Below are 19,210 nucleotides of genomic sequence, written 5' to 3'. Positions count from 1 at the left end.
TTGTGCGGATTTTTTATTTATTATAGTACCTAGGGTAAGTATACCCTAGGCTAATTTAAGTGCTACCCCGTTGGGGTAGTGTGAGGTTCCTCAAAGAGGAACGACTATAACTAACCGTGGGTATACTTACCCACGGTAAAAAAATTACGTTAGTTAAAATGGAAATAAACAATGATCTATAAACTCACTGGCTCACTCCAAAATTATGTATGGGGAGGGCATCAATATATTCCTCAATTACTGAATATTCCTGCAGAAGAAAATCAATATTATGCTGAATGGTGGTTAGGCGCACATCATTCTGCGCCTTCAACCATTGAAGTCGATGGTGAAAATGTATTATTTACTGAATTTTTACAGAAAAATCCTACCGCACTTGGTGCACAAAGCCGAGCAAGTTTTGGTGATGAATTACCCTATTTATTAAAAATTCTTGATGTAGCCCAGCCTCTTTCTATTCAACTTCATCCAACAAAAACGCAAGCTGAAATAGGCTTTGCGGAAGAAAATGCGAAAGGCATTGATTTAAAAGCACCAACACGTACTTATAAAGATAACAATCATAAACCTGAAATGATGATTGCTTTATCTGATTTCTGGTTGTTGCATGGTTTTAAAAATAAATTGGATATTATCAAAACTTTAGAGGCACGATCATCTTTAGTCCCGCTTGCAAAAAAATTGCATGAACAAGATTTACATGCTTTCTATGCCGATATTATGCAAGCAGAACAAGCTCAATTACACCAATGGCTTGCTCCAATTCTGTTAGAGAATCAAGCAGCTTATGAGGCTAATAATCTGGATTTAACTAATCCAGATTATTGGGTGCTTTACACCATTGATGCAATGAATATTTCTTTAGATAAATTAGATGCAGGTTTAATTTGTTTCTATTTGTTTAATATTGTGCACCTCAAAAAAGGCGAGGGAATTTACCAAGATGCGGGCATTCCACACGCTTATTTGCGTGGGCAAAATATCGAACTGATGGCTTGTTCAGATAATGTGATTCGCGGTGGTTTAACGCCTAAATATGTGGATATTCCAGAATTGCTTAAAATTGTAGATTGTCGTGAAGTAGCGCCTAAAATTATCCCGTCGGCACCTCAAGACGCGCGTATATTTACTTATGCTACGCCGGCGCAAGATTTCGCTTTGCAAAATATTCAATATGAATGTGGTGAAACTCATCATTTAAAAGCACAAAGTGCGAGTATTTTATTGGTGATGAAGGGGCAGTTAAATCTACGCTCAGAAACGACTGCACTTTCTTTGAAAAAAGGTGAGGCAGCTTTCATTACTGCAGGTGCGGCTTATGAAGTGGAAGGCTTAATTGAAGGCTATGCAGTGGTGGCAAAATTGCCTTAATTTTATACAAAATAGGCTATAAAAGTGCGGGTGGATTTGATAGACTTTTTATACAATCTATCCACTAAAGGAGAAAAATATGCTTGATGGATTTGCTATTTCCACATTAATTTTTGTGATATTAGTCGCATTAATTTTGTTTTCTACAGTGAAAACCGTACCACAAGGCTATAACTGGACAATCGAACGTTTCGGTCGTTACACAAGAACATTAATGCCTGGGCTAAATTTAGTGGTGCCTTTTGTTGATCGTATTGGTCGTAAAATTAATATGATGGAACAAGTTTTAGACATTCCTTCCCAAGAAGTGATTTCTAAAGATAACGCCAATGTTTCTATTGATGCGGTTTGTTTTGTGCAAGTAATTGATGCGCGAAGTGCGGCTTATGAAGTGAATCATTTGGAACAAGCTATCATCAATTTAACCATGACAAATATTCGAACCGTGCTTGGCTCGATGGAGCTTGATGAAATGCTTTCCCAACGTGATTCTATTAATAGTCGATTATTGGCTATTGTGGATGAAGCGACAAATCCATGGGGGATTAAAGTAACCCGTATTGAAATTCGTGATGTTCGTCCGCCTCGTGAATTGATTGATTCAATGAATGCTCAAATGAAAGCGGAACGAAATAAACGTGCTGAAGTATTAGAGGCTGAGGGGATTCGCCAAGCTCAGATTCTCCGTGCTGAAGGTGAAAAACAAGCTAGAATTTTAAAAGCGGAAGGGGAGCGACAAGAAGCCTTTTTACAAGCTGAAGCCCGAGAACGAGCCGCAGAAGCTGAAGCAAAAGCAACGCAAATGGTATCAGAAGCAATTACCAGCGGTGACACCAAAGCGATTAACTACTTTATTGCACAAAAATACACGGAAGCATTGAAAGAGATCGGTAGTTCAGAAAACAGTAAAGTCGTGCTTATGCCATTAGAAGCAGGCAATTTAATTGGTTCTGTTGCTGGTATTGCGGAGTTATTAAAGGGCGATAAAAAATCTTAATTTAGATAAAGTGCGGTGATTTTTTTAATCGTTTATCACCGCACTTTTGTAATGAAAAGCCCTTATAACAAATAGGAGAATCTATGACGGATTGGTTAATAAATTGGACGCTTTGGCATTGGCTGATTTTAGGCTTTATTTTGCTTATTGGTGAAGTGCTTACACCCGGGATATTTTTACTATGGTGGGGATTAGCAGCTTTAGTGACGGCATTTGTACAATTTCTTTTTCCAAGCCTTTCTCTTGCCTCACTTGCTATTTTTTACGCGCTATTAGCTTGCATACTTTCTGTGATTTGGTGGAAATATCAACATGGTAAAGATCGCCATGATCAATCTCATTCAACATTAAATCAACGTGATCATGCCTTACTTGGTAAGCAAGGCATTGTTCAAGATCTTGGCGCAAATGGAATTGGTCGAGGTGCTTTTGGTGATACAACTTGGCGTATTCAAGGCGATAATCTCACGGTTGGCGCATTGATTGAAGTTGAACGTGTGGATGGAATTACGCTAATTGTAAAAAATATTTCTAATTAGTTTAGGATTTTAATTAATAACAAAAAGACAGGCATCAAGCCTGTTTTTTTGTGTATGATCAAAATGATCTTCCAAAATTTACCGTACTTTGGGATTAACCTAGGGTCGCTAAAATAATTTGCTCTTGATCAATATGAATCCAAACCTGTTGCCCGATTTTCCATTGATTTGGTTGGTGGACTGTGGCACAAAATTCAATATCGCTTTCAGCAAATTGAAGGATGGCTTCTTCTTCATTTAGTGATTTGATATTTACAGGGAACTGATTAGATTGATTTCCCAATGGTTGTTCACTAATTTTGACCCAAGGGGCTTTGAACATCAGCATCACTTCTTTTTCTGTAATCAGTTTCAAGCGCGCCGAGCTTTTGGTAGTAATAGAAACTTGCAACGGCGTTGGTAATCCTTGCACATTCACATCCACAACACAACGAGAGTCAATGATTCGTTGTTGTGCCACTCGCCCAAAAAATTGATTGCGTGCGCTACTTTGTAAAGAAAAACGGGCAGTTGCCGTGAGCAAACTATCTAACGGCACGGATTCATCTTGTAGGATATGAAAAGCGTGTTCTTGCGTACGTTCTAATAAATCATAAAGCTGTAGCAAACGCTCGGCATAAGTGGTAAGCGCCGTACCTCCGCCATTTTTTCCACCTGTATTTCGTTCAAGCAATGGGCGAGGACTGATTTTATTCATTGCTTCTAAATGATCCCACGCACTTTTATAACTCACTTTTGCGTTTTTAGCGGCCTGATTAATCGAACCGCATTGTTGAATTTCTTTGAGTAAACGCACTCGTTTTGGATCGATAAAAAGTGCTTGTTGAAGTTTAATGGTGAGTAAGATCTCGGTATTTTTCATTTTGCTGTCCCTAAGTAATCCTAAGTGGTAAGCCTAAGCGTTATATATTTTACTAAATAATTTTTCTTTTGCTATATGATTGTTATTTATTTCAATATATAATTAAGTAAATAACGTTTAATCATAGGAGATGATTTATGAAAAAATTAACGAAAATTTCAACCGCACTTTTAATCGCAGGATTAGGCTTTTCTTTTGCGGCATCCGCTAAAGTGACTGTATTTGCAGCGGCTTCAATGACGGATGCTTTACAACAAGTCGCAAAAGATTACGCAAAACAAAATCCGAAAAATGAAGTAGTGTTTTCTTTCGCTTCTTCTTCAACTTTAGCAAAACAAATTGAAGAAGGCGCGCCAGCAGATATTTTTGTTTCTGCAAGCAATAAATGGATGAAATATCTTTCTGAAAAAGATTTAACCGTGAAAGAAACCGAAAAAGTTTTAGTGGGTAATGATTTAGTCTTAATCGCACCAGCAAAAAGTGCGGTAAATTCTGTGGATATTGCAAAAGGTGAATGGATTAATGCCTTAAAAGATAGCTATTTATCTGTTGGCGATCCTGCGCACGTACCTGCTGGCCAATATGCAGAAGAAGCATTAACCAAATTAAATTTATGGGATAAAGTGCAAGATCGTTTAGCGCGTGCTAAAGATGTGCGTGGTGCATTGGCTTTAGTTGAACGTGCAGAAGCACCTTACGGTATTGTGTACAGCACTGACTCAAAAGTGAGCCAACAAGTTAAAACGGTTGCGGTTTTCCCAGCGGATAGCCATAAACCGGTTGTTTATCCTGTTTCTATTGTAAAAGGTCACGATAATGCGGATTCTCGCGATTTCTTGAAATATTTAGAATCAGATGCAGCGAAGAAAGTGCTTGTAGGGTATGGTTTCTCTGCAAAATAAGGTGGCATTTTAACATTTATTAAGGGCAGATATTTCTGCCCTTTGTTATTAGCGTTATTATATCTCTCGTAAATGTGGGATTTTTCCCATTAATCAGGCATTTAAACAGAGGCTATTTATTTTGCTTACCCAAATTTTTTCATTTTTCAATCTGACGCCAATGGAAATCTCAGCGATTAATTTAAGCCTGAGTGTCGCTGTTAGTTCTATGCTTTGGAGTTTGCCGTTAGCCATTTTTGTCGCGTGGCTCTTAGCGCGCAAAAACTTCTATGGCAAATCCCTTATTACTGGCGTGATTCATTTGCCTTTAGTATTGCCACCTGTGGTTATTGGTTATCTATTGTTAGTTGCAATGGGGCGAAATGGTTTCATTGGTAAGTATTTATATCAGTGGTTTGGCTTATCTTTTGGTTTTAGTTGGAAAGGTGCGGTGCTTTCCTCTGCAGTGGTTGCCTTTCCATTGGTTGTTCGCGCGATTCGACTTTCTTTAGAAAATATTGATATTAAATTGGAGCAAGCAGCGCAAACATTGGGCGCTTCCGCTTGGCGTGTATTTTTTACAATAACCTTGCCACTTTCTTTACCTGGAGTTTTAGCTGGGCTCGTGCTTGGTTTTGCACGATCATTGGGGGAATTTGGCGCGACCATTACGTTTGTATCGAACATTGCAGGCGAAACTCAAACGATTCCACTTGCGATGTATTCTTTTATTCAAACACCGGGAGCAGAAGAACAAACCGCTCGCTTATGTTTATTTGCTATCATTCTTTCATTGATTTCTTTGCTATTGTCAGAGTGGTTGAGCAAGCGAATGCAGAAAAAATTAGGACAAGGAAATGTTGCAGATTAATGTGAAAAAACAGCTCGGGCAACTTGCCTTGCAAGCGAATATACAAGTGCCAGATCAAGACGTAACCGCAATTTTCGGTTTGTCTGGTTCAGGCAAAACATCGCTGATTAATCTCGTCAGTGGTTTGATACAACCAGACGAAGGATTCATCCGTTTAAATGACCGCACTTTAGTGGATATGGAAAGCCAAGAATCATTGCCGACTCATTTGCGTAAAATTGGCTATGTATTCCAAGATGCGCGCTTATTTCCTCACTACACCGTGAAAGGCAATTTGAGATATGGCATGAAAAATGTCTCGCAAGATGATTTTAATTATATTGTCGATCTTCTCGGTATTACTCATTTATTAAAGCGTTATCCGCTCACGCTTTCTGGTGGTGAGAAGCAGCGTGTAGCAATTGGTCGAGCATTATTGGCAGAACCCGACATTTTACTGATGGACGAACCACTTTCAGCCCTTGATGTTCCCCGCAAACGCGAGCTAATGCAATATTTGGAACGTCTTTCTAAAGAAATTAATATCCCGATTTTATATGTTACCCATAGCTTGGACGAACTGTTGCGTTTAGCTGATCGGGTCGTACTGATGGAAAACGGCATTGTAAAAGCCTATGACAGCGTAGAAAAAATTTGGAATAGTCCTATTTTTGCCCCTTGGAAAGGAGAAAGCGAACAGAGTAGTGTACTTGCCTTGCCCGTTCATTTGCATAATCCACCTTATAAAATGACCGCACTTTCCTTAGGCGAACAAGTACTTTGGATTCATCAAGTGCCCGCAAATGTAGGCGAGAGAGTGCGAGTTTGTATTTATAGTTCAGATGTTTCTATCACGCTACAAAAGCCAGAACAAACAAGCATCCGTAATATTTTACGTGGTCAAGTTACACAAATTGAGATACAAGATTCTCGAGTGGATCTTGCCGTATTAGTGGAAGGGCATAAGATTTGGGCAAGTATTAGTAAATGGGCGCAAAATGAACTGCGTTTTGCTGTTGGGCAAGATGTCTATGTTCAAATTAAAGCGGTGTCAGTTATGTAGTAAAAATGACCTCACTTTGTTTTTTTAAATGTTTATGGAATGTTAAGATAATAAGTTTACATTTTAATTGAAATTATGAGAGAATTGCCGAAGTATCAAGGGGGAGAATATGAATAATAACGGTTCAAATATGTCATTACTTAATTCACTTGAAGATAAAATGCTTTGCCAAGATGATATAGTGAAGTTGGAACAGAATTTAAAGGATTCAATTTCATCTATGCTAGATCATCAAATTGAAAAATTAGAAAATAATTTCAAAACATATATTAATGAAAATGTTGTGATGAAATCAGAACTTCATAATTCTACACAGGCTACTATTAAATGGGTTAATGAAAATACAGCAACAAAACAAGATATATTAAAGCTTGAAAATGCATTACTTTGGAAATTATTCGGATTTATAAGTGCCATTGTTGCATTAACAGCATACCTGATAAAACACTAATACGACATAATATAAAAAACGCTTGTAGTTATATTACAAGCGTTTTTTTTTGCTTAATATCTAGAAAAATAAAGAAATTTATTAAATTACCCTGATATTTATACAGATTGCATTTTTTTTTTTTTTTTTAGAATAGTTAAGTTTTCACTCTAAATTATCGGGTTTAAACGTGGTCATCCAATCTAGGATGAAATTTATTCTAAAGTTTTTATATAGGATGTTTAAAATGAAAAAAACAATCTTAGCTTTATTAGCATTAGGGGTGGTTGGTGCTAATAGTGCGTTTGCAACGGCGGTAACAACACAAAACCAACCCGCAACTCATGCAAAAATTACCGTTAATGGTGAAGTTGTGACTCAAACTTGTGAAATTTCTACAAATGATAGAAATAAAGTTGTCACTTTGGATAAAGTAGGCACAAATAGTTTAAAACAAACAGGTGACGTGGCAGCTCAACAATTAGTTACTATTCATTTAGAAAACTGTACCGTTACAAATGGCGTTCATACTCCACATGTAGGTACAGTTCATCAAACTACTCAAAATAAAGTCTCTGTTACTTTTAACCATACTGAAAAAGTAGATACTGCTAATCAGTTTACATTAAAAAATATTGAGACTAATGATCCAGCTACAAATGTTAATATTCAATTTGCTAATATTAACGGCAATGGATTAAAAATTGGACAAAATGATGCTGATGCTAAATTAAGCGTAACTGATCTTTCTACAACGCCAGCGATAAACTTCCTTGCCCGTTACTACGCAACAGGCCAATCTCAAGCAGGTAAAGTAAAAGCAGAAGCTGAATTAGACTTAGCATACGAGTAATCAAAATATTACGTTTATTCCCTTGCCCACCTTTTGGTGGGCTTTTCGGTATCATTATTTATGCTAAGAGAGTGATGTATGTTGTCCTTTTCTAAAAAATCTATTTTTATTTCTGCGATTTTATCCTGTTTATTTGCCACCTTTTCCGCTCACGCTAGTGTGATTATTCTGGGTACGCGTTTAATTTACCCAGGGAATCAAAGCAGTCTCAATGTGCAATTGAATAATCAAGATTCTTCCCCTGCTTTGGTGCAAAGCTGGATTGAAGACAAACAAGGCAGCCAAGCACAGGTGCCATTTATTATTACGCCACCCGTCACGCGTGTGGAGGGGAATCAAGGGCAAACCTTGCGTATCACCTTTACTGGCACACAAGCTTTACCACAAGATCGCGAATCGCTTTATTATTTTAACTTATTGGATATTCCACCTAAACCAAGTAAAGCCTATTTAAAAGACAACCCGAATTATTTGCAGTTTTCGGTGCGTAGCCGTTTAAAACTCTTTTACCGCCCAAGCAATTTGCCTTATCCACCAGCAGAAGCCTACAAAAAAGTGTCTTGGCAAGCCAAAGGCGGCAAACTTTGGGCAGATAATCCAACACCTTATTATTTAACTTTTACACAAGCCACAGTTGGTGGTAAATCCGCCCCTGAAGCCGTGATGGTCGCCCCTTTTAGCCAGGGAGAATTTAATGTAAAAGGTGTAAATAACGGACAAAAAGTGAAATGGTCGTTAATTAATGATTATGGCGGCGACGTAGCAGGCGAATCAACCATCAATTAACCGCTGAGATAGCTAATGTAGGGTGGGCGTAAGCCCACGCGTTTAACTCAAATGGTTATGATTGGTCATATTCACTTTACCGTGGGCTTACGCCCACCCTACGAGGTTTTGAGGGGATGCGATGAAATACATTCATTTTACCGTGGGCTTACGCCCACCCTACGAGGCTTTGGGGGATGCGATGAAATATATTTATTTTACCGTGGGCTTATGCCCACCCTACGAGGTGTTTTGGGTTGATGCGATGAATATATTCACTTTACCGTGGGCTTACGCTCACCCTACGAGGTTTTGCGGTGATGTGATGAATATATTCATTTGACCGTGGGCTTACGCCCACCCTACGAGGTTTTGGGGGATGTGATGAATATATTCAATGTAATGGATATGAGCAATATTCAATGTTGTGAGAGTGATTAATGTAGGGTGGGCGTGAGCCCACGCGTTTAATTCAAATTGTTATCGTTGGTTATATTCATTTTATCGTGAGCGTAAGCCACGTAATTATTGACAAGATATTATGAGAGAATTTTCTTTTAATCCGCATTTAAGTCTAATTGGTTTTTTAATTGGATTGGCTTTTTTCCCCTTGTATACAAAGGCGGAAAACGTACCAAATACACCAGAAAGCTTGAATGTAGAAGATGAAGATGTGGAATTTAGTGCTGGCTTTCTGAATATGGGCGGTAATGGTTCTAACATTGATGTTGCACGTTTTCAACAAAAAAACAGCGTATTACCTGGAGAATACCCCGCTGCTGTTTGGGTAAATGGCAAAGAAAAAGGCGAAATGGCATTGCGTTTTCGTGATAATGAAAATGCAAATATACCTTTTGCACAGCTTTGTTTTACCCCTGAATTAGAAGCCTTGTTGGATTTAGAATCAGCCGCGATCAAACTCTCACCAAGTGAGAATGAGTGCGTGTTTATTCAAGACGCAATTCCTGACGGGAAAGCAGTATTTAACACAGGGCAACAGCGTTTAGAATTTACTATTGCACAAGCTTTAACCATCAATCGTCCACGCGATTATATTGCACCAAGCCGTTGGCAAACAGGCGATGTGGCAGCGTTTGCTGATTACAATATTAACCACAGTCGTTATGCAAACCAAGGTTCGCAATCTTCGCAAATGTTTTTAAATTTGCGAACAGGGGTTAATTTAGGTAATTGGGCATTTCGTCATTCTGGTTCAAAAAGTTGGAGCCAAAGTGAAGGGCAAAGCTACAATACGCCATACCAAACTTACGAAACCTATGTACAGAGAGATTTTGCACCGATTCGTGGGCTGGTTACTTTAGGCGATTTTTATACATCTGGACAAGTGGTCGAAGGGTTTGCATTACGTGGTATTGATATTTCCTCTGATGATCGAATGCTCTCGCCATCACAACTTGGCTTTGCGCCTCGTGTGCAGGGGATTGCAAATAGTAATGCCGTAGTGAGCATTTATCAAAATGGCAATATCATTTATCAAACTAATGTCACGCCTGGGCCTTTTGTGATCGATGATCTTTATTCTAGTGGCTATAACGGCGATCTCACGGTGGAAATCAAAGAGGCAGACGGTAAAGTGCGGTCATTTATCGTGCCGTTTTCTAATGTTGCCCCTCTAATTAGAATGGGACAATTCCGCTATCAAGTCGCTGCAGGGCGTTATCGCAGTGGGGAAGAAATCTATCCTGATAATGTCGCACAAAGTATGTTGCAATATGGTTTGTATAATAATATCACCATTAATACGGGCGTGACTTATAGTAAAAATTACTTGTCAGGTGCGTTAGGGTTAGGATTGAATACCCCGATTGGTGCGTTTTCTGTAGATAGTACTTGGACTCGTAGTACCTTTTTGCCGCACAGTCTTGTGGATGAAAATGGTGCAATGAACACACAGCCAAGCGTGCGAAAAGGTTATAGTTTACATGGTAATTACAGTATTAATTTTAACCGCACTCGCACCAATATTACGCTAGCAGCTTATCGTTATTCTTCTCGTGATTTTTATAGTTTAAGTGACGTGATTAATGCGAATCATTTCATTGGGAAAAGCTTTTTTTCTGTGTTATCGCCTCGCCCTAAAAATCAGTACCAACTATCCATTATTCAAGATTTTGATAAATGGGGAAGTTTATATTTAGTTGGCGCAACACGTAATTATTGGAATAAATCAGGCAGTTATCATCAATATCAACTCTCTTATGCGAATCGTTTTAAATGGCTAAGTTATCAAATCGGCTTTTCACAAACGATTGATCGACAAAGTGGGCAGCGCGATAACCAAGTTTATTTGAGTATGAGCGTGCCGTTAGGTCATAACCATTCACTTTCGTCTAATTACGCACGGAATTCGGCAGGTAATAGCAGTAGCCAAATTGGTATCAATGGAAGTTTTGGTAAAAATAGTCAATGGAGTTATGGCGTATATGGCAACTCTGGGCAAGAGGGATATCGCAATATGTCAGCAAATATGAGTTATCGTAATTCTTATTTCGACTTTGATGCTTCTGCTTCTAGAGATAATCGTGGATCTCGTCAAATGAGTTCTAATTTATCTGGTGTCGTGGTTGCACATCGCCACGGAATAACCTTTGGCGAATCTGTTGGCGATAGTTTTGCAGTGGTGCATGCAGATGGCGCAGCTGGTGCGGAAGTGAATAGCGGACAAGGGCAAATGTTGGATTGGTTCGGTAATGCCATTGTGCCTTACACCCAGCCTTATCGCATTAATGAAATTGGTATCGATCCGCAAAATTTACCGTTAAATATTGAATTTGATGGTACGGAGAAAAAAATTATTCCGCGAGCCAATAGTATTCATGTGATTGATTTTGAAACTAAACGTAATCGCCTCGTACTGTTTAACTTAACCCGTACTAACGGCGAATTATTGCCAATGGCATCCGAAGCTTATGACGAACAAGGGCAATTTGTCGGCTATGTGGTGCAAAATGGTGTGCTGTTTGCTGGTGGTTTACAACAGCCAAAAGGCACAATCAAAGTCAGCTGGGGAAATGGCGAGCAAAACCAATGCCATTTTGATTACAGCGTGAATTTAGACAATGCCACCCAAATGCAACAATATGAAAAAGTGTGTCAATAAATGGAGGATAAACTGATGAAAAAAGTGAAAAAACAGCGTTTATTCCGCCAAATGATAGGATTATTCTGCTTGTTATTTGTGCCACCTTTTGGCTCAGCATCTGATGGTTGGGTGAAATTTACTGTAACGATTAAAAATGGTGGCACTTGTCAAGTGCATAGCGGCTATGAAAATAAACAAGTTGATCTCGGCACAGTGTATGCCAATGAACTTAGCATAGCCAACCATACCGCAGGCGAAAAAGATTTCGATCTTTGGGTGGAAGAATGCGGCGATTTAATCAATGAAACCAATAAACTGAAATTTGTGTTAATGAATACCACAAACAAGCCTAGTTTATTAGTCAAAGGTGTGTTACCAAATCTTGAAACAGGTGCCAATAAAGATAGCGTTGGGGTGCAATTATTAACCAAAACAGGCAATCCTATTGAAATTAAATACAATGCATTACCACTTCCTACTGAAGCACTTGTTTCAAGCCCGAATGGGGATACTCTCGGGGCAGAGGCGGTAACAGGGCAAAAGCACGCTTTTAAATTGCCTTTAAAAGCACGCTTTTATGCCATTACAGATGGCAAAGATGATAAAGCAGGCGATGTGCGAGCAGAAGTGATTTTTGCCGCCTTTTATGAATAAGCAAGGAGTTAAAATGAAAAAAACGAGCTTATGGGCAGGCGTGCTATTTTTGCTATTCGGCTTGCCACAAGGCTATGCTGAAAATCAAGGCAAAGTGACTTTTTCAGGTAAGGTGCTTGCTGCCAAACTATGTAATATTACCACCGAAACCGCAGGTAAAACCGTCGATTTAGGGCGGGTAAGAAGCCATCAGTTTACAGGTGTAGGGACAACTGTTGGTGGAAAAGACTTTACTCTTTCTGTAAGAAATTGTGGCGAAACACCGAATACGAACAAGGCAAATCGCTTGAAATACTATTTTGTTTCGCCTTATTCAAATGTTCAGATAGTTAATGGGGATTTTGCGAATATACAATACTATTTACAAAACACACTCAACTCAGGCAATAAAAATAGTGTAGGCATACAAATTTTTGCCACAGCAGGCAGTGAGGCTGGAAAAGTGATTAATGTAACAAAACAAAATTTGCCACAAAACACTCAAGCAGGTGGTGTCTACACAGGCACAAAACTTGGGGCAAAAGCAAATGGAGACACTTTTGACATTACCCTGACAGCAAAATTCTATGCTGTAACAGCTGGATCTGCAGACAAACCTGGCAAAGTCGCCAGCGAAATGACCTTTGAGGTATTCTATGAATAAATTTGTAAAAACATTTCAAAAATTGACCGCTCTTTGTTTTTTTCTTAGTTTAATACAAGCACCTGCTTTTGCTTCACGAGTAGGAGTGTGGCATCGTGATGGATGTAACACGGGTATCTATTCCGGATGTATTCGTTTCCCTGAAGCGCAAAATGTTGCCACCTATCCTAATAATGCAGTGACATCAGATATTTACCAATTCCCAAGAGATAATCCTAAAAAAGGGATTAATACCATCAATATGACAAAGTTGATTAATGCCTTAGGTAAAAAAGAGATTGCAATGACAGACTACGCCATCACTGCAAATGGAGGAACTGGGGGGATTTCTCAGTGTTTTGAAGGAGCATTCCGGTTAGATTCATCTATTTGGACAAGAGTTAATACGTCTCGAGGTATTGCTTTTCAATTAAAATCTTTCCCTTATCTAGGTTTTCTTTTTAAAATTAAAACAAATATAGGGGGACCTTCAGGACGACTTCCAGCGAATAATTTTTTTAGAGGTTGGCATAATGTTGAAGGATATGAGCTAACTTTTCCTACTGGATGTGCATTTGGATATGATGTTACTATTCAGCCCGTCATGAGTATTGAGCCAATTGATGTGAGGGATCAAGCTCCGAGTGATTTTAATTTCCCAACAGGTGGGGATTTTAGTTTAAACTTAGAACATTCCTTTTTTGGTGCATTTTCCTTGAATGGACGAGATAGTCGAGATACAAGTGGTTTTAGACCTCGTGTTACAGAAGATAGTGGTGCGACTATTAATGGTAAGAATGTTACGCTCAGAATTTCTGCTGCTACTTGCTGGACAGAGGCAGGTTGGCATGAAACCCGAGATTTTGGCACAATTAAAAACAAGGATGTTGGCTTAAAAGATATTACTGCATCAGATGTTACTATTAAGGTAAATTGTGGAGCAAATCGAAACATTGAGCCATGGATTGTGTTTACAGACGATAACAATCTTAATAATAGAACAAGTATTTTAACGATGAAATATACTGGTGATCCTTCAAAAGGTGTAAATGTAGGCGTGAAATTAAAGAAACAGGATAATACATACGTTAGTTTTGGCCCAGACAGTTCAAAAATAAATACGCAAAATCAATTTAGATTAGTTTATGATGGGCTTAATAAATATTCTGTTACTTTGACTCCACAGCTAGTGAAGCTAAATTCAACTCAAAAAGTAGATGGTGGGCAATTAGAAGGTCTTGCGACTTATACCTTGTCGTATCAATAACCAAGCCTGTAGGGTGGGCGTAAGCCCACGAAAAATAAATATGCCTAAGGGTAATCATTTGGGTTAAACGCGTGGGCTTACGCCCACCCTACACTGGATTATATGTTGTCATATTAATAACCAAGCTAAAACAAGTCCGTAGGGTGGGCGTAAGCCCACGAAAAAATAAATATGCCTAAGGATAATTATTTGGGTTAAACGCTAATTCCTACCGCACTTTCAGGCACAAAACCGCCGTCAGTGCCATCAAAAAAGCCGTTTTTGTAGTAGATTGTCATTGTTTTTCCTTTTTGTATACAAGTACTTTACAAGTTATTCGCTATTTTGTATACTTTAGCTATACAGTGGAGTGATTATGATTCTTTCTTTTAAGCACAAAGGGCTGGAACTCTTTTTTAAAACGGGTTCAACCTCTGGCATTCAAACAAAGCATGCTAGTAAACTTAATTTGCTTTTAACCGCACTTGATGCTGCTCAAACCCCTTTGGATATGGCTGTACCAAGCTGGAATCTTCATCCCCTTAAAGGCAACTTGGCAGAACATTGGTCAGTGAAAGTAAATGGAAATTGGCGTTTAACATTTCGTTTCAATGAAGGCAATGTTGAAATTGTTGATTATCAAGATTATCACTAGGAGTAATAATATGAGAATGTACAACCCCGCACATCCGGGTATTATTTTGAGAGAATATCTTAATGGTGCCAGTATTACTGATGTAGCAAAACGCCTAGGTATTAGTCGCGTGGCGTTATCGCGTATTGTCAATGCACAAGCATCGATTACGCCTGAGATGGCAGTTCGCTTAAGTCAATTGCTAAATAATACCTCTCCTAATTTTTGGTTGAATATGCAAGCTAATTATGATTTGTGGCAAATCAAGCAGCATAAAACCTTTAACATTACACCATTATTTCCTGAAGCCTCCTTATCTTCAATGAAAGCAACTGTAACGCGGGCATAAGCCCACGAAAAATAAATATGCCTAAGGATAATCATTTGAGTTAAACGCGTGAGCTTACGCACACCCTACATTGGATTATATGTTGTCATATTAATAATTCAGATTGAAACAAGTATAAAGTGCGGTGAATTTTCACCGCATTTTTACAGCTTTAATCTTCACTAATTTGAAATAATAATCACATTTTGTTATTATGTTCTCACTTTTTGGAAACAATCCTTCAATTCCTACTGAACGTTTCCTTCAAAATCGCACTTCTATGTGCTGTCCTTTGTAGTGGTTCCATTACACATTTTTGCCTTTAGGCAATGTTTATTAAATCTATTTTTAATCTATTCACTTAATCGTTAAGGGGAAAAGTTTGTCTTTATCTCAATTTATGGCAAAGCGAACGTCATTTAATCCTTTGGTAATTGGCGTTACATTATTTTTTGTGTTGTTACTGATAGCAATGATTTTTATTGCACCAGAGCAAACACAGGCATTATTGAATCAAGCTAAAAGTGGTATTTTTGCTAATTTTAGTTGGTTTTATGTACTCACTTTTTCAGTGTTTTTAGGATTTTTATTAATTTTATCAGTAAGTAGTCTTGGCAATATAAAATTAGGGCAGGATGAAGAAGAACCTGAATTTAGTTTCTTATCTTGGCTTGCAATGTTATTTGCCGCTGGAATGGGGGTAGGGCTGATGTTTTTTGGCGTAGCAGAACCATTAACCCATTATCTTTCTGACATTACAGCAGGTTCTGCAGAACATAAACAACAAGAGGCTTTACTTCACACTCTGTTCCACTGGGGAATTCACGCGTGGGCAGTATATGGCACCATTGCTTTAGCATTGGCTTATTTTGGGTTTCGTTATAAATTACCTTTAGCGTTGCGTTCTTGTTTTTATCCTTTATTAAAAGATCGTATTAATGGCAAAATCGGCGATGCGATTGATGTTATGGCGTTACTTGCCACATTATTTGGGATTATTACCACATTAGGTTTCGGTTCATCACAGCTTGGTGCAGGGCTTGAACAAATAGGTTGGATAAGTCAGAACAGCTTTGCTTTACAAGTTGGCGTTATTGTTGTGGTGATGTGTTTAGCGGTGTTTTCTGCCATTTCTGGTGTTGGAAAAGGCGTGAAAATATTAAGTGAAATTAACTTAACTTTAGCATTTTGTTTACTTCTTTTTGTTTTAATTGCAGGGCCTACGTTATACCTTTTATCTGCCTTTAGCGACAACATTGGTAATTATTTCAGCAATTTAGTGCAACTCAGTTTTAAAACCTATGCTTATGAACAAGAACATACTAGCTGGTTTAGTGGATGGACTGTGCTTTATTGGGCTTGGTGGTGTTCTTGGGCTCCGTTTGTGGGTTTATTTATTGCCCGTATTTCTAAAGGACGAACTATCCGTGAATTTATTTTTGGCGTATTAGTTATTCCAAGTTTATTTGGTATTTTATGGTTTACTGTTTTTGGTAATACAGCGGTATGGCTAAATGATGGCATTGCTGCAGGTGGGCTTGGCGAATTTATTTCTTCCCCAGAAATTTTATTATTTAAATTTTTAAATTATCTGCCTTTACCAACAATAACTGGTTTTGTGAGTTTATTAGTGATTTCATTGTTTTTTATCACTTCAGCGGATTCAGGCATTTATGTGTTAAACAACATTGCATCTCGTGATAAAAGTTTAGCTTCGCCTGCGTGGCAAGCCATAATGTGGGGAACTTTAATGTCTGTTGTTGCAATTGTGCTTATGCAGTCTGGTGGACTTGCTAATTTGCAAACAATGACATTAATTGTTGCTTTGCCTTTTGCTTTATTGATGTTGGTAATGTGTTTTAGTTTATGGAAAGGCTTAATTGCGGATAAAAAATATTTTTCTACTAAAGTCAATCCAACTAGCATTTTCTGGAGCGGCGATAAATGGAAATCACATTTAGAGCAAATGATGAACCAAACGCAAGAGAAAGATATTTTACGTTTTCTTAAAAATACGGCGTTACCCGCTATGCGAGAATTACGTCAAGAATTAACAGGAAAATATAATTTAAGTGTAGAAATCAACACATTATTTGAACAAGAAGAGCCAGCTTTGGAATTGGTAATTCATAAAGAATCAATGCGAGATTTTATGTATGGTATTAAATCTGTTGGGCGAGAAGTGTCAGAGCAATTAATTAACGATGAAAATCTACCGCACATTCAGCATAGTGTTACTTACGAGCCTTACACTTATTTCTTTGATGGACGAGTAGGTTACGATGTTCAATATATGGATCAAGATGAATTGATTGCTGATATGTTGAAACAATATGAACGTTATTTAAGTTTGCTTGATGATGTGGGTCAGGAACTAATGGCACACGAGCAAACCGAACTAGCAGAGTAATCGATTTAAAGGTGCAACGTGTGCCAGTTTTTGGGTTATTTAACTTGATTAATCAAAAATTGGGTTAATAGCGAAACAGGGCGGCCAGTTGCACCTTTATTTGCGCCTTGTAGCCAAGCCGTACCGGCAATGTCTAAATGTGCCCAGCGATATTTTTTCGTGAAGTTAGACAAAAATGCACCCGCTGTAATTGCGCCACCCCAGCGACCGCCAATGTTGGCAAGATCGGCGAAAGGCGATTTAAGTTGCTCTTGATATTCTTCGCTTAATGGTAAACGCCACGCTTTGTCAGTGGTTTCTATTGCGGCGTGGAGTAGTGCATTAGCAAGATCGTTATCTGTAGAAACTAAGCCGCTATTGTGTTGGCCAAGGGCAACCACACAAGCCCCCGTCAAGGTGGCAACATCAATAACAAGCTCAGGTTCAAAACGCTCAACATAAGTAAGGGCATCACAAAGGACTAAGCGACCTTCCGCATCGGTATTCAGCACTTCTACGGTTAAACCGTTCATGGTGGTGAGAATATCGCCAGGGCGATAAGCATTGCCATCAGGCAGATTTTCACAACCAGCTAAAACACCAATAACGTTTAATGGCAAATTCAATTCTGCAATGGCTTTCATTGTGCCGAAAACAGAAGCTGCACCGCACATATCGTATTTCATTTCATCCATATCTGCAGCAGGTTTAAGTGAAATACCGCCTGCATCAAAGGTTAATCCTTTGCCGACAAGTACAATGGGTTTGGCGTTTTTATCTGGCGCATTATTGAATGTTAAAACAGACATATAAGCTCTGTTTTCAGAGCCTTTTGAGACGGCAAGATAAGAATTCATTCCAAGTTTTGCCATTTCTTCTTCATCCACAACTTTCAAAGAAAGTGCGGTAGAATTTTCTGCTAAATTTTTTGCTTGTTCAGCAAGATAAGCGGGGTTGCAGATATTTGGTGGCATATTTGCGATGTCGCGTGCTGCTTTTATACCTGAGCTAATCGCATTGGCATGAGCAATGGCTTGTTGTGCTTGCTCACAATCTGTATTGAAGATGAAAGATTCTAAAACAGAGGTTTCTGCTTTTTGAGATTTAAAATGATCAAATTGATAATTGGTGTGTTCAATTGTTTCAATGGCAAAGCGGATATTCCAATAAAGATCGCGATCTTTTAATTCAATTTCAGTTAAATAAGAAACTATTTCACGTGTGTTGGTTTCTTTTAGCGTTTTTAAGACAGCTTGGATGATTTGTTTATATTGACGCTCCGTGAGTTCTCCTTTTTTGCCACAGCCAACGATTAAGACGCGTTTAGCGGATAAACCTTGAAGATCACGAAGTAAAACGGTTTGAGCTAATTTGCCAGTTAGCTCACCTGATTTCACTAAATCGTTTAAATAGCCTTGGGTTAATTGATCGATTTCATTAAAACTTTTTGAAAATTCATTATTTTCATAGACGCCTAAAACAATGCAATCAGTGGTTTGAGAAAGTGCGGTATTTTTTGCTTGATATTTCATTTGTTGTCCTTAAATTTCTGTTTAATTCAGCGAAAATAAGGTATCATACGCGACCGATTTTATCCAGTTTTCCCCCGTTTTAGATTTAGAA

Annotated in this window: 18 protein-coding genes; 16 read left to right on the top strand and 2 right to left on the bottom strand. The window is 38.4% G+C overall.

Annotated features, from left to right (window positions below):
• Positions 1 to 171: 171 nt before the first annotated feature.
• The 3 genes from manA (at position 172) to DV424_RS01510 (ending at position 2,907) form a co-directional block, all read left to right on the top strand.
• Positions 172 to 1,371, top strand: coding sequence for a mannose-6-phosphate isomerase, class I (manA, locus tag DV424_RS01520; protein WP_118858822.1), 1,200 nt, complete (start codon positions 172 to 174; stop codon positions 1,369 to 1,371).
• A 79-nt stretch (positions 1,372 to 1,450) separates the two neighbouring features.
• Positions 1,451 to 2,368, top strand: a complete 918-nt coding sequence (locus DV424_RS01515) for an SPFH domain-containing protein (protein ID WP_118858821.1) — start codon at positions 1,451 to 1,453, stop codon at positions 2,366 to 2,368.
• A gap of 83 nt (positions 2,369 to 2,451) precedes the next feature.
• On the top strand, positions 2,452 to 2,907 hold the full coding sequence (locus tag DV424_RS01510) for an NfeD family protein (protein WP_114891784.1): 456 nt from the start codon (positions 2,452 to 2,454) through the stop codon (positions 2,905 to 2,907).
• 94 nt (positions 2,908 to 3,001) lie between these two features.
• Here the strand turns inward: DV424_RS01510 and DV424_RS01505 are convergent, their stop codons facing one another.
• Positions 3,002 to 3,769 carry a TOBE domain-containing protein gene (locus DV424_RS01505; protein ID WP_118858820.1) on the bottom strand — a complete coding sequence of 256 codons (768 nt, stop codon included), beginning with the start codon at positions 3,767 to 3,769 and terminating at the stop codon, positions 3,002 to 3,004.
• A 137-nt stretch (positions 3,770 to 3,906) separates the two neighbouring features.
• Between DV424_RS01505 and modA the strand changes: the two genes are divergently transcribed.
• From modA to DV424_RS01440, 13 genes are all read left to right on the top strand, one after another.
• Positions 3,907 to 4,671, top strand: coding sequence for a molybdate ABC transporter substrate-binding protein (gene modA, locus DV424_RS01500; protein ID WP_118858819.1), 765 nt, complete (start codon positions 3,907 to 3,909; stop codon positions 4,669 to 4,671).
• Positions 4,672 to 4,792: 121 nt separating this feature from the next.
• Positions 4,793 to 5,521 (top strand): molybdate ABC transporter permease subunit, encoded by a 729-nt coding sequence (modB, locus tag DV424_RS01495; protein WP_005628423.1) that lies wholly within the window; start codon positions 4,793 to 4,795, stop codon positions 5,519 to 5,521.
• The gene (gene modC / locus DV424_RS01490) at positions 5,508 to 6,563 is read left to right on the top strand and encodes a molybdenum ABC transporter ATP-binding protein ModC (protein WP_118858818.1); all 1,056 of its coding nucleotides are present in this window, start codon (positions 5,508 to 5,510) and stop codon (positions 6,561 to 6,563) included. Before modB ends, modC begins: the two co-directional genes overlap by 14 nt.
• 109 nt (positions 6,564 to 6,672) lie before the next feature.
• The gene (locus DV424_RS01485; protein ID WP_118858817.1) at positions 6,673 to 7,014 is read left to right on the top strand and encodes a hypothetical protein; all 342 of its coding nucleotides are present in this window, start codon (positions 6,673 to 6,675) and stop codon (positions 7,012 to 7,014) included.
• Between the two features lie 226 nt (positions 7,015 to 7,240).
• A complete protein-coding gene (locus DV424_RS01480) occupies positions 7,241 to 7,846 on the top strand; it encodes a fimbrial protein (protein WP_239993561.1) in 606 nt (201 codons plus the stop codon).
• A 78-nt stretch (positions 7,847 to 7,924) separates the two neighbouring features.
• On the top strand, positions 7,925 to 8,632 hold the full coding sequence (locus DV424_RS01475; protein ID WP_118791714.1) for a fimbria/pilus periplasmic chaperone: 708 nt from the start codon (positions 7,925 to 7,927) through the stop codon (positions 8,630 to 8,632).
• Positions 8,633 to 9,152: 520 nt separating this feature from the next.
• On the top strand, positions 9,153 to 11,732 hold the full coding sequence (locus DV424_RS01470) for a fimbria/pilus outer membrane usher protein (RefSeq protein ID WP_118858815.1): 2,580 nt from the start codon (positions 9,153 to 9,155) through the stop codon (positions 11,730 to 11,732).
• 15 nt (positions 11,733 to 11,747) lie between these two features.
• A complete protein-coding gene (locus DV424_RS01465) occupies positions 11,748 to 12,368 on the top strand; it encodes a fimbrial protein (RefSeq protein ID WP_239993560.1) in 621 nt (206 codons plus the stop codon).
• Between the two features lie 13 nt (positions 12,369 to 12,381).
• On the top strand, positions 12,382 to 13,011 hold the full coding sequence (locus DV424_RS01460) for a fimbrial protein (protein ID WP_239993559.1): 630 nt from the start codon (positions 12,382 to 12,384) through the stop codon (positions 13,009 to 13,011).
• Entirely contained in the window at positions 13,004 to 14,257 is a 1,254-nt protein-coding gene (locus DV424_RS01455; RefSeq protein ID WP_118791710.1) for a fimbrial protein, read from the top strand. The genes DV424_RS01460 and DV424_RS01455 overlap by 8 nt, the downstream gene beginning before the upstream one ends.
• Before the next feature lie 355 nt (positions 14,258 to 14,612).
• Entirely contained in the window at positions 14,613 to 14,891 is a 279-nt protein-coding gene (locus tag DV424_RS01450; protein ID WP_013525440.1) for a type II toxin-antitoxin system RelE/ParE family toxin, read from the top strand.
• A 16-nt stretch (positions 14,892 to 14,907) separates the two neighbouring features.
• Positions 14,908 to 15,219, top strand: a complete 312-nt coding sequence (locus DV424_RS01445) for a HigA family addiction module antitoxin (RefSeq protein WP_239993564.1) — start codon at positions 14,908 to 14,910, stop codon at positions 15,217 to 15,219.
• Between the two features lie 361 nt (positions 15,220 to 15,580).
• Positions 15,581 to 17,608: a BCCT family transporter gene (locus tag DV424_RS01440; RefSeq protein WP_118858811.1), complete on the top strand. Its 2,028-nt coding sequence runs from the start codon at positions 15,581 to 15,583 to the stop codon at positions 17,606 to 17,608.
• A gap of 35 nt (positions 17,609 to 17,643) precedes the next feature.
• Here the strand turns inward: DV424_RS01440 and DV424_RS01435 are convergent, their stop codons facing one another.
• Positions 17,644 to 19,119 (bottom strand): leucyl aminopeptidase, encoded by a 1,476-nt coding sequence (locus DV424_RS01435; RefSeq protein WP_118858810.1) that lies wholly within the window; start codon positions 19,117 to 19,119, stop codon positions 17,644 to 17,646.
• Positions 19,120 to 19,210 lie beyond the last annotated feature (91 nt).

Source organism: Haemophilus haemolyticus (assembly GCF_003493605.1).
Classification (GTDB): domain Bacteria; phylum Pseudomonadota; class Gammaproteobacteria; order Enterobacterales; family Pasteurellaceae; genus Haemophilus; species Haemophilus haemolyticus_J.
This window is presented reverse-complemented; position numbering and strand designations above follow the sequence as displayed.